Raw genomic sequence first — 14,836 nt, forward strand, 5'->3', positions numbered from 1 at the left:
TGTCGTGACCCAAATAACGTAGTACGCGGGGTACTTAGTCTGGTCAGAATGGCTTGTTAGATTTCTCTTTCAAGCCTCACGCCTTTAGGCTGAGGTTTCTGACAATCCTAACATTAGAAGTTAAAGTTTGGGGTTGCCCGTCAGACCGAGAAGAGGGGGTGATAACACGAGGGGAGTAGACCCCGATGACCTTATTCTCCTAATCTTTAGATAGATTCCCAATTTTTTTGCTCCTTCACTCATCGATTATGCTATTACTCCAATTCAGTACCTCTCACTACTGTCGCAAAGCGCGATTGGCACTGGGCTATAAAAAAATCGCCTATGAGGTTGAAAATTTGACTCCGGGGTTGCATATTTTAAAACTTAGACCCCTTACAGGTTTAACAACAGTGCCAGTGCTACTCCCTCAAAAGGCTGGAGAACCCGAGGCGATCGCCGATTCAACGGCAATTTTTAAATATTTGGACAAAATTTGTCCCGAGCCGTCTTTATACCCCACTGAGCCAATTTTAAAAAAGCAAACAGAGTTACTAGAAGATTGGTTAGATGAGAGCATCGGCACGGCAACCCGCTTTGTTTATTATGACTATAGAGCGGGAGAAGGGCAATCAATCGATCCGTCTTTATTCTCTCGCTTGCTGATCAATGTGGTTCGCCGTCAATATGGAATCACCCCTGGAGCGGTCAAGTTAGCGCGATCGCGTTTGCTTCTGGCAATGCAGGTGTTATCTTCTTGGCAGGAAAGTTCCACTCTCATTGGCGATACTTTCAGTATTGCAGATCTAGCGGCGGCGGCGTTATTGAGTCCCCTGGCTTTACTTCCCGAATACAGAGAAGCCTATCCTTGGATTTTCGATCGCATTCGGGAAGTTCACGATCGCTGTAATGAATCTTTACCTCCAGGATTTTAATTAGTTACCAGTTGCAGAATGATGAATAAATTATTATGTTTGGGTATTGGACTTAGTTTTGGGTTGGTGGGAATACAGGAGGGTTTGGCTTTACCGCCTCCAGAAGATATACCCGAAGAGGTATTGCGAAATGAGATTATTTTAGAAGCGCGATCGCCTCTTGACGGCGAACTGCTGACGGCGGCAGAATATGCGGAACTAGAAGAAAAACTCTCTCAACCCCAAGCCTTTATCGATCTAGATCCCAATCTCGAACAGCTTATTCTCTTACTCCACATTCGCAAAACAATTAACACGCTGATTCCTTTTGCTAACTTTTAACAATCAAGAAATATTGTTCATTAATTGTTGAAAATGGGTAGACAATCTAAACGCAAACAAATCAAAAAAGAAACCCCTTCGCCATCTCAATCCTCCGAAGGGAATTCCAATCCCAACCAATTTATAAGCCAAGTTGAAAAACAAGGATATCGATTTGAACAGATCGATCGCTCTCCTGATATTCCCCAAGATAAAATTGAGCCAGAAGTTTAATCAGTAAAATTCCTAATTAATTCTCAATGCAAGACTGGTGGGAAGATACTTTTCCAAAAGGAAAGCAAATGCTAACGATTACCGATGCAAATGAGGCATCGGTACAGATTGCTTATGGCGAAAAAGGAACAGGAAAACCGCTCATTTTGGTGCATGGTATTGCCAGTTGGAGCTATAGTTGGAGACATACGATCGCCCCTCTTGCAGAGCATTTTCGCGTCCTTTGTATTGATGCAAAAGGACATGGTTTTTCCGATAAACCTTTAAGCCCCGATAAAATTGGACATCAAATCATTGAACTGCAACGCATTATTGAAGCATTGTGCGATGAACCTGTTACGATTATTGCCCAATCTTTAGGGGCATTAATTAGTTTAGCCCTCGTACAGCAAAAACCAGAATTATGCGATCGCCTCATTCTCATTAATGTACCAATTTTCTTGGATACTTTGCCCACGTGGTGGATGCAATTCTTGGCTTATTTACCCTTAGAAATAGTGCAGTTTGTGGATCGATCGCGCCTATTGAAAAAAACTGCACCATTAGCAAGGGGAATAACCGGATATTTTCGGCGCGAAGTTGTTGCCGATCCTGCTTTAATTAATCCTACAGATGTTTATTGGATTACCTATCCTTATATCGAAATGGAAGGGGCGATCGCCAAATATGCCGAAGATATCCAATTATCAATCAAAGTGATTCAAGGTATATCTTCCGACCCCACCAATTTTATTCGCAGAGTACGAGAAAATTTAGCAAATACTCATAATTCTTGCCTAATTATTTGGGGCGATCGCGATCGCTGGTTTCCTTATACCCACGGAGAACAACTACACCAATGTTTGCCCAATTCGCAATTTAAACTCCTCAAAAACTGCGGACACGATGCCTCTGGGAGTTGTTCGGAACAAGTTAATTCAGCACTGTTAGATTTTCTACTTTAACAATATAACTAAAAACTTCAAAGTCTTTCCTCTTTTATTTCCGTCCGCAAACGGACTGACTCTGCATGAGAATGTAATCCTTCCGCATTAGCTAGAGTTTGAATTGCCCGAGAAACTTTACTTAATGCCGTTTCAGAATATTGAATTAGACTTGAATGTTTCATAAACGTTTCTACTCCTAATGCAGACGCATATCGTGCCGCCCCAGAGGTGGGTAAAGTATGATTGGGTCCTGCCAAATAATCCCCCACTGCTTCAGGAGTTGAATTCCCCAAAAAAACCGCTCCCGCATGACGAATGCGATCGAGTAAACTCCAAGGATCGGCAATTTCTAACTCTAAATGTTCCGGTGCAAATAGATTAGAATAATGCGCCGCCGTTTCCAGAGAATCAACAATTGCAATTAAGCCATAATGGGCGATCGCCTTTTCCGTTAAAATGCGGCGAGGATGATTTTCTAATTGTTTTTTAACTTCTAATTTGACCCGTTGTGCCAATTTTTCCTCAGTAGTCAGTAAAATAGCTGCCGCTAGAGGATCGTGTTCCGCCTGCGCCAACAAATCCGCCGCAATATGAACTGGGTTAGCATGGCGATCAGCAATAATTAAAACCTCCGAGGGACCCGCTAGGGAATCAATACCCACGGTTCCATAAACCATCTTTTTCGCTAGGGTGACATAAATATTCCCAGGTCCCGTAATCACATCGACATTAGGGATAGTTTGCGTCCCATAAGCCAGCGCCGCGATCGCCTGGGCTCCCCCAACGCGATAAATTTCCGTTACCCCCGCTTCTTGAGCCGCAACTAAAACAGCAGGATTAATTTTGCCATCCTCGGCTGGGGGTGTAACCATGACAATATAAGGAACTGCGGCCACTTTTGCTGGGATAGCGTTCATCAATACTGTACTGGGGTAGGCACCCCGACCACCCGGTATATATAAGCCCGCTCGATCGACCGGGTGATAGCGCTTGCCCAAAACAACCTCATCATCGCCAAAATGTACCCAAGACTTAGGGATGCGCTGGCGATGAAAGGCTTCAATTTGACGGCGAGCCAAGGCGATCGCCTCGAGTAATTCCTTCGAGACTTGTTGGTAAGCAGCATCCAATTCCGAGCCACTCACCCGCAATTGCTCTATCGTTAAAGTCTGCCCGTCAAACTTTTCCGTGTAATCAAGTAAAGCGCGATCGCCCTCTCGTCTCACGGTTTGAATAATTTCCCGTACTGCTTCTTCTTGAGGTAGCATCCCGCCATTGTGAGTACGACTGCTGATGCGCTCCAGTTCGGTTTTAGCTTCAGTTGGTTCGGTAATGATTCGCAGCATAGAATCCCAGTGCCTTTGCTACTTGGTGGGTTAGAGTTTGGACTCTGACACTTTCTAAAGACGCATCTCCAGATTTAGCCGATTCCTAATTTCTTTTCTATAGCTTAACTTGGATTCCCGATTGGTTGCTTGTTCCTCCTGCTAGAGATCGAGAAAACTTTTCCGAACCCAGACTCAAATTCTCTCTCAATTCAGTGACAATTCCTTGCACGAGTCTCAAAAATAGTGCTATATTAGTATGTCCACAGTCTGTGCCTAGACTGTCTCGACTCGATCGCCAGCAAAGAATAATTTGCGATCCTAGCGCGATCCCCCAAATACAACCCATTCTCAAGGGCTGTGACCGGGGTTTGAGTCCCACCAACCTAAAATCCAAAATACGTTTCCCCCTAAAGTTTTAAGACAACCGTGGCTAACTCTAAATCTGCAATTAAACGCATACAAATAGCCGAACGCAATCGGCTGAGAAATAAAGCATATAAATCTGCTGTAAAAACCTTAATGAAACGCTATTTTACTGCTGTAGAGGCTTATGTTGCTTCTCCGACAGAGGCAGGGAAAGCAGAAATCGATCTGGCACTATCCAAGGCATACAGCAAAATCGACAAGGCTATCAAACAAGGCACTCTGCACCGCAATACTGGTTCGCGCAAAAAATCCCGTTTGGTCAGATTCTGGCAACGGACGAGCGCAACACTTCAAGATTCATCTTCCTCAACTTCATCGGCAGAAATCGCGTCTTAAAATAAATTCAATTTTGTATACGATCGCTCAACTCAATTCGGCTCAATAATCAGTTCGGCAACACGGGTTTAAATGCAGTTAATCGATACGCACGTTCATCTGAACTTTGATACATTCCAAGGAGATTTAGACGCTCTGCAAACCCGTTGGCAAGACGCTGGAGTAGTTCAACTTATCCATTCTTGTGTAGATCCCAGCGAATTCCCCCAAACCCAAAACCTCGCCGATCGCTTTGGGAATCTTTCTTTTTCAGTGGGTTTACACCCCTTAGACGCGGACAAATGGAAAGCCGACTCGCAAGAAGAAATTCGCACCCTAGCCATTTCCGATCCGCGAGTCGTTGCCATTGGCGAATTGGGTTTGGACTTTTATAAGGCTGAAAACAAAGAGCAGCAAAAAAAAGTCTGTCAGGCTCAACTCGAACTAGCAGTAGAACTCGATCTCCCGGTTATCGTGCATTGTCGCGATGGGGCAGATTCATTGCAAGAGTTAATCGAGACAGTGAATCGAGACAAAGGAGAGATACGAGGGGTGATGCACTGTTGGAGCGGAACTCCAGAAGAAACCCAAAGATTTCTCGATTTAGGGTTTTACGTGAGTTTTAGCGGAATTGTCACCTTTAAAAAAGCAGAAACCGTCCAACAGTCTGCTCGTATTGTTCCCAGCGATCGCCTGCTCATTGAAACCGATTGTCCCTTTCTCGCTCCCGTTCCCAAACGAGGCAAGCGCAACGAACCCGCCTTTGTTCGCTACGTTGCCGAAGAACTCGCCAAATTGCGCGAGTGCGACCTAGAAACCCTAGCAGCGCAAACCACAGCCAATGCTTGTCGGCTATTTAACCTAAAAATTTAGTATTTATTTGTTGTTTGTCGATCGCCCCCAACACCCCAACTCCAATCCTTATGAGCGAACTCACCCACCATCTTCTCCCGGATTTTATTGCCATTCAACGGTCGAGTTTTCGTTGGTTCTTAGAGGCTGGACTCATTGAAGAACTCAACAGTTTCTCTCCGATTACCGATTACACGGGAAAACTGGAACTACACTTTGTCGGTCACGAATATAAACTGCATTCCCCCAAATATGACGTGGATGAAGCCAAGCGTCGGGATGCCAGTTATTCCGTACAGATGTATGTACCGACCCGATTAATCGATAAAGAAAACGGCACCATGAAAGAGCAAGAAGTCTTTATCGGCGATCTGCCCTTAATGACCGATCGCGGTACTTTTATTATTAATGGGGCAGAACGGGTCATCGTCAACCAAATTGTGCGATCGCCTGGGGTTTATTACAAATCAGAAACCGACAAAAACGGTCGCCGTACTTACTCAGCCTCCCTCATCCCCAACCGAGGTGCGTGGTTAAAATTCGAGACGGATAAAAATGGGTTGGTGTGGGTTCGCATTGACAAAACGCGGAAACTCTCCGCCCAAGTTCTCCTCAAAGCCCTAGGCTTATCAACAGGGGAAATCCTCGACGCTTTGCGCCACCCAGAATACTATCAAAAAACCCTCGACAAAGAAGGCGATCCCAGCGAAGAAGAAGCCTTAATGGAACTCTACAAAAAACTGCGCCCAGGAGAACCCCCCACGGTTAACGGCGGTAAGCAGTTACTAGAATCGCGCTTCTTCGATAATAAGCGTTACGACTTGGGTAAAGTTGGACGCTACAAACTCAACAAAAAATTGCGCCTAAATATCGCCGATACCATTCGCGTGCTGACCTCTCGCGATATTATGACGGCGATCGATTATCTCATTAACCTTGAATTTGATATCGGTCAAATCGACGACATCGATCACTTAGGCAACCGTCGGGTGCGATCGGTGGGAGAACTCCTGCAAAATCAAGTCCGGGTAGGTCTAAACCGCTTAGAGCGCATCATCCGCGAGCGAATGACCGTCAGCGAAGCCAATGCCCTTACCCCCGCTTCCTTAGTCAATCCTAAGCCCCTAGTTGCCGCCATTAAAGAGTTTTTCGGCTCCTCGCAACTCTCCCAATTCATGGATCAAACCAATCCCTTAGCCGAATTAACCCACAAGCGTCGCCTCAGCGCCTTGGGACCCGGCGGTTTGACCCGAGAGCGGGCAGGTTTTGCCGTGCGAGATATTCATCCCTCCCACTACGGGCGCATCTGTCCCGTAGAGACCCCCGAAGGACCGAACGCAGGGCTAATTGGCTCCCTTGCCACCTACGCCCGCGTTAACGAATATGGTTTTATTGAAACCCCCTATTACAAAGTCGAAAATGGGCGAGTTTTGCGCGATCGCGATCCCGAATATCTCACCGCAGACCAAGAAGACGATCTGCGAGTCGCACCGGGAGATGTCGCCACGGATGAGAACGAAAATATCATCGACGAGCGCATTCCCGTCCGCTACCGCCAAGAATTTTCCACCACTACCCCGGAACAGGTGGATTATGTAGCGGTTTCCCCAGTGCAAATCGTCTCGGTAGCAACCTCTTTGATCCCCTTCCTCGAACACGACGACGCGAACCGCGCCCTGATGGGATCGAATATGCAGCGTCAAGCAGTACCTTTATTGCGCCCAGAACGTCCCTTAGTAGGAACAGGCTTAGAGGCACAGGCCGCCCGAGATTCCGGTATGGTCGTGGTCTGTCGAGTGCCAGGAGTTGCCGTTTACGTGGAAGCAACCCGCATCATTGTTAAATCCAATGTTGAAGCCAGCATCGATGGCATCGTTGGTTCCGAAGACTACAAGTTTGATATTCGCGAATACGACGAATTAAAACGCAAAGACCTCAACCAATTCGACGCTAAATATGGGGATTGTATCGAATACGAAATCCAAAAATATCAGCGTTCCAACCAAGATACTTGTTTGAACCAACGCCCTTTGGTTTACCAAGGAGAAGATGTTGTTCCAGGTCAAGTCTTGGCAGATGGTTCTGCCACAGAAGGGGGAGAAATTGCCCTCGGACAGAACATTGTCGTCGCCTATATGCCCTGGGAAGGCTACAACTACGAAGATGCCATTCTCATCAGCGAACGGCTAGTCATTGATGATGTTTATACCAGCATCCACATTGAGAAATATGAAATCGAGGCACGACAAACCAAACTCGGGCCAGAGGAAATTACGCGAGAAATTCCCAATGTTGGGGAAGATTCCCTGCGTCAATTAGACGAACGCGGCATCATTCGCATTGGTGCTTGGGTAGAAGCGGGAGATATTCTCGTGGGTAAAGTCACCCCCAAAGGAGAATCGGATCAGCCCCCAGAAGAAAAACTGCTCCGCGCCATTTTTGGGGAAAAAGCACGGGATGTTCGCGATAATTCCCTGCGGGTGCCTAATGGAGAAAAAGGCCGGGTGGTTGACGTGCGGGTGTTTACCCGAGAACAAGGGGATGAACTCCCCCCCGGTGCGAATATGGTGGTACGAGTCTACGTTGCTCAAAAACGCAAAATTCAGGTGGGGGATAAAATGGCAGGCCGCCACGGCAATAAGGGGATTATTTCTCGGATTTTACCCGCCGAAGATATGCCTTATCTTCCCGATGGTCGTCCGGTGGATATTGTCCTCAATCCTTTGGGTGTTCCTTCCCGAATGAACGTTGGGCAGGTGTTTGAGTGCTTGTTGGGATGGGCTGGAGAAAACTTAGGCGTGCGCTTTAAAATGACTCCTTTTGATGAAATGTACGGCGAGGAAATCTCTCGAGAATCCGTACATGGCAAACTGAAAGAAGCCAGTGAGAAACCAGGGAAAGACTGGGCGTTCAATGAGTCTAGTCCAGGGAAAATTCAAGTCTATGACGGTCGTACCGGAGAACCCTTCGATCGCCCCGTCACCGTCGGAATTGCCTATATGTTGAAATTGGTTCACTTAGTGGATGATAAAATTCACGCCCGCTCTACGGGACCTTACAGTTTAGTCACCCAACAACCGTTGGGAGGCAAAGCACAACAAGGAGGACAGCGTTTTGGAGAAATGGAGGTTTGGGCTTTGGAAGCCTACGGAGCCGCCTACATTCTGCAAGAGTTGCTGACGGTCAAATCCGACGATATGCAGGGGCGCAATGAAGCCTTAAATGCGATCGTCAAAGGCAAACCCATCCCTCGCCCTGGTACGCCAGAATCCTTCAAGGTTTTAATGCGAGAACTTCAATCTTTGGGCTTAGATATTGCCGTTCATAAAGTCGATTCTTCTGCTGATGGCATGAGTAACGATATTGAAGTGGACTTAATGGCGGACAGCGATCGCCGTCGCGCCCCCTCGCGCCCCACCTACGAATCCCTGAGTAGCGAAGAACTACAGGAAGAGGAAGTGTAATTAGTTGACAGTTGATAGTTAATAACACACAACCAACAACTATTAACTATCAACGAGTAACCAGTAAGGAACAACGAGTAACAAAAATGAGCAGAACCCAAAACGAACAGCGTTTCGACTACGTTAAAATCGGTCTGGCTTCCCCAGAGCGGATTCGCCAGTGGGGGGAGCGGACTTTGCCCAACAGTCAACTGGTGGGAGAAGTGACCAAACCGGAAACCATTAACTATCGCACCCTAAAGCCCGAAATGGACGGCTTATTCTGCGAGCGCATTTTCGGTCCCGCCAAAGATTGGGAATGTCATTGCGGTAAATACAAGCGGGTACGCCATCGCGGTATCGTTTGCGAGCGCTGCGGGGTGGAAGTCACGGAATCGAGGGTGCGTCGCCATCGTATGGGCTTTATTAAATTAGCTGCTCCGGTGACTCACGTTTGGTATCTAAAAGGTATTCCCAGTTATTTAAGTATTCTCTTAGATATGCCTTTAAGGGATGTAGAGCAAATTGTCTACTTTAATGCCTATGTGGTGTTAGAGTCGGGTAATGCCAGCAATTTATCCCAGCGTCAATTGTTGACGGAAGACCAGTGGTTGGAGTTGGAGGAACAACTTTACGCAGAAGATGCGGAATTGGCAGGGATTGAAGTTGGCATTGGTGCCGAAGCAATTCAGCGCTTATTGGAGGAAATCGACCTCGAAGCAGAAGCCGAAAAGTTGCGGGAAGACATTGCTGGATCTAAGGGACAAAAGCGAGCCAAATTGATTAAACGCTTGCGGGTGATTGATAACTTTATTGCCACCGGCTCCCGACCCGAATGGATGATTTTAACGGTTATTCCTGTGATTCCGCCGGATTTGCGCCCGATGGTGCAGTTGGATGGGGGACGCTTTGCGACTTCCGATCTCAATGACTTGTATCGGCGAGTGATTAATCGCAATAACCGTTTGGCACGGTTGCAGGAAATTCTCGCCCCCGAGATTATCGTGCGGAATGAAAAGCGAATGCTGCAAGAAGCGGTAGATGCCTTGATCGATAACGGACGACGGGGACGGACGGTAGTGGGAGCGAATAATCGCGCCCTCAAGTCCTTGTCAGATATTATTGAAGGAAAACAGGGACGCTTCCGCCAAAACTTGTTAGGAAAACGAGTCGATTATTCCGGGCGATCGGTCATCGTCGTTGGACCGAAGTTAAAGATATATCAGTGCGGTTTGCCCAGGGAAATGGCGATCGAACTGTTTCAACCCTTTGTGATTCACCGCTTGATCAAGGGTGGTTTGGTCAATAATATCAAGGCTGCGAAAAAGTTGATCCAGCGTGGCGAAGGAGCCGTTTGGGATGTTTTAGATGAAGTCATTGCCGGGCATCCCGTCATGCTCAACCGCGCTCCAACGCTGCACCGTTTGGGGATTCAGGCCTTTGAACCAATTTTAGTAGAAGGGCGGGCGATTCAGTTGCATCCCTTGGTCTGTCCGGCGTTTAACGCGGATTTTGACGGCGACCAAATGGCGGTTCACGTCCCTCTCTCCTTAGAGGCTCAAGCGGAGGCACGATTGTTAATGTTAGCCTGCCACAATATTTTATCCCCAGCAACGGGGAAACCGATTGTTGCACCTAGTCAAGATATGGTACTGGGCTGTTATTATCTAACGGCAGAAAATCTGGCGGCACAAACCCCCGAGAAGGGTGCGGGGCGCTATTTTGCTTCGATGAAGGATGCTCTACAAGCCTTCGAGCAAGGTCTAGTAGATATTCATGCTTATGTCTGGCTGCGCTACAACGGTGAAATAGAAACAATGGAGGGAGATGACTCTCCCCAGATTGAAGAAAAACCCGATGGTAGCAAGATATATCAATACAAATGGCGAAAAGTGCGGGAACTCCCCGATGGACAGCGCTTTCAATATGTTAAGACAACCCCAGGACGCATTATCTATAACAAAACAATTCAAGATGCTTTAGTTAGTTGATAGTTGATAGTTGATAGTTGATAGCGGGGAGGAAGAGATTCTAACCGATCGCTAATTGCTTAGGACTTACGCATTAACGGGCAAGATGCCCGCACTACTATAACAAGAGAATACAGTAGTGGGAGCGTCTCGCTCCTTGGCTGCATCAGTCCTATCACTAATAAATAAAAACTAAACAAGAACCAATACACACCAACAAAGTCATGACAGAACAACCCGCTTTTTACAATCGCATTGTGGATAAAAGTCAGTTAAAAAAACTGATTGCTTGGGCGTATCGGCAGTATGGAAGTTCTCGCTGTGCAAGCGTGGCGGATGAGTTGAAAGCAATGGGCTTCCGCTATGCGACGCGGGCGGGGGTTTCAATTAGTGTAGATGATTTGCAAATTCCTCCTATCAAGAAAGAATTGCTGGCGGAGGCGGAAGCAGAAATTGCTAAAACCGAGGATCGCTATCGCACGGGTAAGATTACGGAGGTGGAACGTTTCCAAAAGACCATCGATACTTGGAATAGCACTTCTGAGGCCTTGAAAGATGAGGTTGTTCTCAATTTTGAGAAGACAGATCCTCTCAATTCTGTCTATATGATGGCCTTTAGTGGGGCGCGGGGGAATTTATCTCAGGTGCGTCAGTTGGTGGGAATGCGAGGTCTAATGGCAGATCCGCAAGGGCAAATTATCGATCAGCCGATTAAAACTAATTTCCGGGAAGGACTGACGGTAACAGAATATATTATCTCCTCCTATGGAGCGCGGAAGGGGTTGGTGGATACGGCGCTACGGACGGCGGATTCGGGTTATTTAACTCGCCGCTTGGTGGATGTGAGTCAAGATACAATCGTGCGGGAATTCGATTGCGGTACGGATCGGAGCTTGGTTTTAGGCTCGATGATGGATGGCGATCGCGTTTTGATTCCCCTCGAAACTCGTTTATTTGGGCGGGTATTAGGAGAAGACGTGGTAGACCCCAAAACAGGGGAAGTCATTGCCAAACGCAATCAAGATATTGATGAGGCTTTGGCGAAAAAAATTGCCGATCGCGTTGATGAAGTCACCCTGCGATCGCCTTTGACTTGTGAAGCGGCGCGGAGTTGCTGTCAGCATTGCTACGGCTGGAGTTTGGCTCATGGGAAAATGGTAGATTTGGGGGAGGCGATCGGCATTATTGCAGCGCAGTCGATCGGGGAACCGGGAACCCAGTTAACCATGCGGACTTTCCATACCGGGGGGGTATTTACCGGGGAAGTAGCTCGGAGTTTTAAGGCCAGCCGACAAGGTACGGTGAAATTTGGCAAAGAATTGCGGACAAGGGGGGTACGGACGCGCCACGGAGAGGATTTGGAGCAAGTCGAGGTGGCGGGTAACATCATTGTAGAATTTGCTTCCGGGAAATCTCAATCCTATCCTCTCAATCCAGGTACGCTCCTGCACGTCAGAGAGGGGGATGCGGTAGGGAAGGATCAAGTGTTAGCGGTGGTTCCGTTGATGAAGCGACAATCCACAGAGAAAGCCACCAAGGATGTAGCCTCGGATTTAGCTGGAGAGGTTTTATTTGCTGGACTCATCGGCGAAGAAAAAACCGATCGCCAAGGCAATATTACTCATATCGCTCAACGGGGGGGGTTGATGTGGGTGCTGTCTGGGGAGGTTTATAATTTACTGCCTGGGGCGGAACCGGTGGTGAAAAATGGCGATCTTGTCAAACAGGGGGATGTATTGGCTCAGACCTTATTGCGGACGGCTCACGGGGGCATTGTCCGCTTGCAGGAGAATAGTCGGGAAATCGATATCGTAACGGCAAAAGTCTCCTTGGATCGGGCGATCGTGAAACGAGAGAGTACAGCAGGACGGGAACAACATATTATCGAAACAGCATCGGATCAGAAGTTTCTGTTAAAGGCAACTCCAGGCACGAAGATCTTAGAACATCAGGTGGTGGCAGAATTGTTGGACGATCGCTATCGCACGGAGATGGGGGGCATTCTCAAGTATGCCGGAGTCGAAGTTGGTAAGAGTCGCGGCAAGAAACAGGGCTATGAGGTATTGAAGGGGGGAACTTTGATCTGGATTCCCGAGGAATGTCACGAAGTCAACAAGGATATTTCTTTGTTGGTGGTGGAGGAAGGCCAATATGTAGAAGCCGGCACTGAGGTGGTGAAGGATATTTACTGCCAGTCCTCGGGAATTGTAGAGGTGGTGCAGAAGAATGACATTCTACGAGAAATTGCCATTAAACCAGGAGACTTACATTTATTGGAAGAACCCCCCTTAATAGAAGCGGATGGGGTGTTATTATCACCGGGAACGGAGGTACTGCCTGGACTGGTTTTAGAGAGCTTAAAATACGGAGAGTATATTGATACGACGGAAGGCATGGCGCTGCTCTTGCGTCCGGTGGTAGAGTACACCGTGGAGGATTCCCCCCTGGTGCCCTCCCAATCTATTGATAAGGGAGCCGGACCGAATATTTCTTTGCGGGCAGTGCAACGCTTGTTCTATAAAGATGGAGAACGAGTCAAGTCTGTTGATGGGATAGAATTACTGGGAACCCAATTGGTCTTTGAGATCGATGTGGCAGAAAGTATCAGCAATGAAGGCGGTTTAAGTGCGGATATTGAACTCATTCCGGTTTCCAAGGATGAGGAGGAATTGGCGATCGCCCCTACCCCCCTTAATAAGGAGGGAAAAGAAGGGGAGAGCCTAGAGGAAGAATCAGAAATGACCCTCACTGGCCCATCCCAACCCACCTCCGAGACTTCCATTGAAGAGTATCATTTACAGATCGTGATTTTGGAATCTTTAACCATTCGTCGGGATGTAGAAGGAGATGTCACCAGTGGCGGGACGAGGACTAAACTGGAAGTGGATGATGGGGATGAGATTCCTAAAGGAGCCGTGGTCGCTAAAACGGAGATTCAGTGTAAGGAATCCGGAGAAGTGCGGGGTATTGCCTCGGGAGCAGAGGCGATTCGTCGTATTCTTTTGGTGCGGGAGAGCGATCGCTTTACGGTGGAGTATGAAGGAGAATCGTTAGTATCCGTGGGAGATTTAGTGGTTTCGGGCAGTGAAATTACCCCAGGGGTAGCACTGGAGAAATCCGGCCACGCGATCGCCATCGAAAAGAATAAGATTGTTTTTCGGGCAGCACGTCCCTATCGGGTATCCGCCGGAGCGATGTTACAAGTAGGAGATGGGGACTTAGTACAACGGGGAGATAATTTGGTCTTGCTGGTATTCGAGCGATCGAAGACCGGGGATATCATTCAGGGTTTGCCTCGCATTGAGGAACTTTTGGAAGCGCGACGACCCAAGGAGGCTTGCGTTTTGGCACGGCAACCGGGGACGGCACAGGTGGTCTACGGTGAAGATGACGTAGTGGACGTAAAAGTAGTCGAGGCAGATGGAACTATTTCTGATTATCCCATTAGTCCGGGGCAGTCGGTGATGGTGGCAGACGGTCAAAATGTGAAGGTGGCAGAACACTTAACCGATGGTATGGCTAATCCTCACGAAATTTTAGAGTGCTTTTTTGAGTACTATCGTGAGGAAAAGGGGATTTATGAAGGGGCGCTCTATGGGTTACAGCAGGTACAGCGCTTCTTGCTGGAAGGGGTGCAAGGGGTGTATCAATCCCAAGGCATCGATATTTCCGATAAGCATATCGAAACCATTGTGCGTCAGATGACCTCGAAAGTGCGAATCGATGATGGAGGAGATACCACTATGCTGCCTGGTGAGTTAATCGAGTTGCGCCAAGTGGAACAAGTGAATGATGCGATGGGGATTACCGGCGGCGCTCCGGCACGCTATACTCCCGTCTTATTGGGAATAACCAAGGCATCCCTCAACACCGATAGCTTTATTTCGGCGGCTAGTTTCCAAGAAACCACGCGGGTTCTCACGGAAGCGGCGATCGAAGGGAAGTCGGATTGGTTGCGCGGGTTGAAGGAAAATGTCATTATTGGGCGTTTGATTCCGGCGGGAACCGGTTTTAATACCCATGAGGATGTACCCTTGGGAGGCGGTAGTAGCATGGACTGGGGGGGACGCGATACGGGAATGATGCCTGAGCCAAACATTTCCCGAGGGGGACGAGAGGATGGCACCG

Annotated in this window: 10 protein-coding genes and 1 pseudogene; 9 read left to right on the forward strand and 2 right to left on the reverse strand. The window is 47.9% G+C overall.

The window, feature by feature from the left end:
• The first annotated feature begins 248 nt into the window (after positions 1-248).
• The 4 genes from JUI58_RS08485 to JUI58_RS08500 are packed head-to-tail and all read left to right on the forward strand — an operon-like array spanning position 249 to position 2,392.
• Entirely contained in the window at positions 249-914 is a 666-nt protein-coding gene (locus tag JUI58_RS08485) for a glutathione S-transferase (RefSeq protein WP_204103332.1), read from the forward strand.
• Positions 915-932: 18 nt separating this feature from the next.
• Positions 933-1,235 carry a hypothetical protein gene (locus JUI58_RS08490; protein WP_204103333.1) on the forward strand — a complete coding sequence of 101 codons (303 nt, stop codon included), beginning with the start codon at positions 933-935 and terminating at the stop codon, positions 1,233-1,235.
• 33 nt (positions 1,236-1,268) lie between these two features.
• Complete coding sequence (locus tag JUI58_RS08495) at positions 1,269-1,448, forward strand: hypothetical protein (protein WP_204103334.1); 180 nt, start codon at positions 1,269-1,271, stop codon at positions 1,446-1,448.
• A 26-nt stretch (positions 1,449-1,474) separates the two neighbouring features.
• Complete coding sequence (locus tag JUI58_RS08500; RefSeq protein ID WP_204103335.1) at positions 1,475-2,392, forward strand: alpha/beta hydrolase; 918 nt, start codon at positions 1,475-1,477, stop codon at positions 2,390-2,392.
• A 17-nt stretch (positions 2,393-2,409) separates the two neighbouring features.
• Here the strand turns inward: JUI58_RS08500 and hisD are convergent, their stop codons facing one another.
• Positions 2,410-3,720 (reverse strand): histidinol dehydrogenase, encoded by a 1,311-nt coding sequence (hisD, locus tag JUI58_RS08505; RefSeq protein WP_204103336.1) that lies wholly within the window; start codon positions 3,718-3,720, stop codon positions 2,410-2,412.
• 97 nt (positions 3,721-3,817) lie between these two features.
• Positions 3,818-4,048 (reverse strand): hypothetical protein, encoded by a 231-nt coding sequence (locus JUI58_RS08510; RefSeq protein ID WP_204103337.1) that lies wholly within the window; start codon positions 4,046-4,048, stop codon positions 3,818-3,820.
• 80 nt (positions 4,049-4,128) lie between these two features.
• On the opposite strand from JUI58_RS08510, the gene rpsT reads away from it, so the two are divergent.
• The 5 genes and pseudogenes from rpsT to JUI58_RS08535 all read left to right on the forward strand — a co-directional run.
• Complete coding sequence (rpsT, locus tag JUI58_RS08515) at positions 4,129-4,464, forward strand: 30S ribosomal protein S20 (protein WP_204103338.1); 336 nt, start codon at positions 4,129-4,131, stop codon at positions 4,462-4,464.
• A 72-nt stretch (positions 4,465-4,536) separates the two neighbouring features.
• Positions 4,537-5,316, forward strand: coding sequence for a TatD family hydrolase (locus JUI58_RS08520; protein WP_204103339.1), 780 nt, complete (start codon positions 4,537-4,539; stop codon positions 5,314-5,316).
• Between the two features lie 50 nt (positions 5,317-5,366).
• Positions 5,367-8,759 carry a DNA-directed RNA polymerase subunit beta gene (rpoB, locus tag JUI58_RS08525; RefSeq protein ID WP_204103340.1) on the forward strand — a complete coding sequence of 1,131 codons (3,393 nt, stop codon included), beginning with the start codon at positions 5,367-5,369 and terminating at the stop codon, positions 8,757-8,759.
• Between the two features lie 86 nt (positions 8,760-8,845).
• Complete coding sequence (locus JUI58_RS08530) at positions 8,846-10,729, forward strand: DNA-directed RNA polymerase subunit gamma (RefSeq protein ID WP_204103341.1); 1,884 nt, start codon at positions 8,846-8,848, stop codon at positions 10,727-10,729.
• 203 nt (positions 10,730-10,932) lie between these two features.
• A pseudogene (locus tag JUI58_RS08535) lies at positions 10,933-14,739 on the forward strand (DNA-directed RNA polymerase subunit beta''); the annotation flags it as partial.
• Positions 14,740-14,836 lie beyond the last annotated feature (97 nt).

Source organism: Spirulina sp. CCY15215, from assembly GCF_016888125.1.
In the GTDB taxonomy this organism is placed as follows: domain Bacteria; phylum Cyanobacteriota; class Cyanobacteriia; order Cyanobacteriales; family Spirulinaceae; genus CCY15215.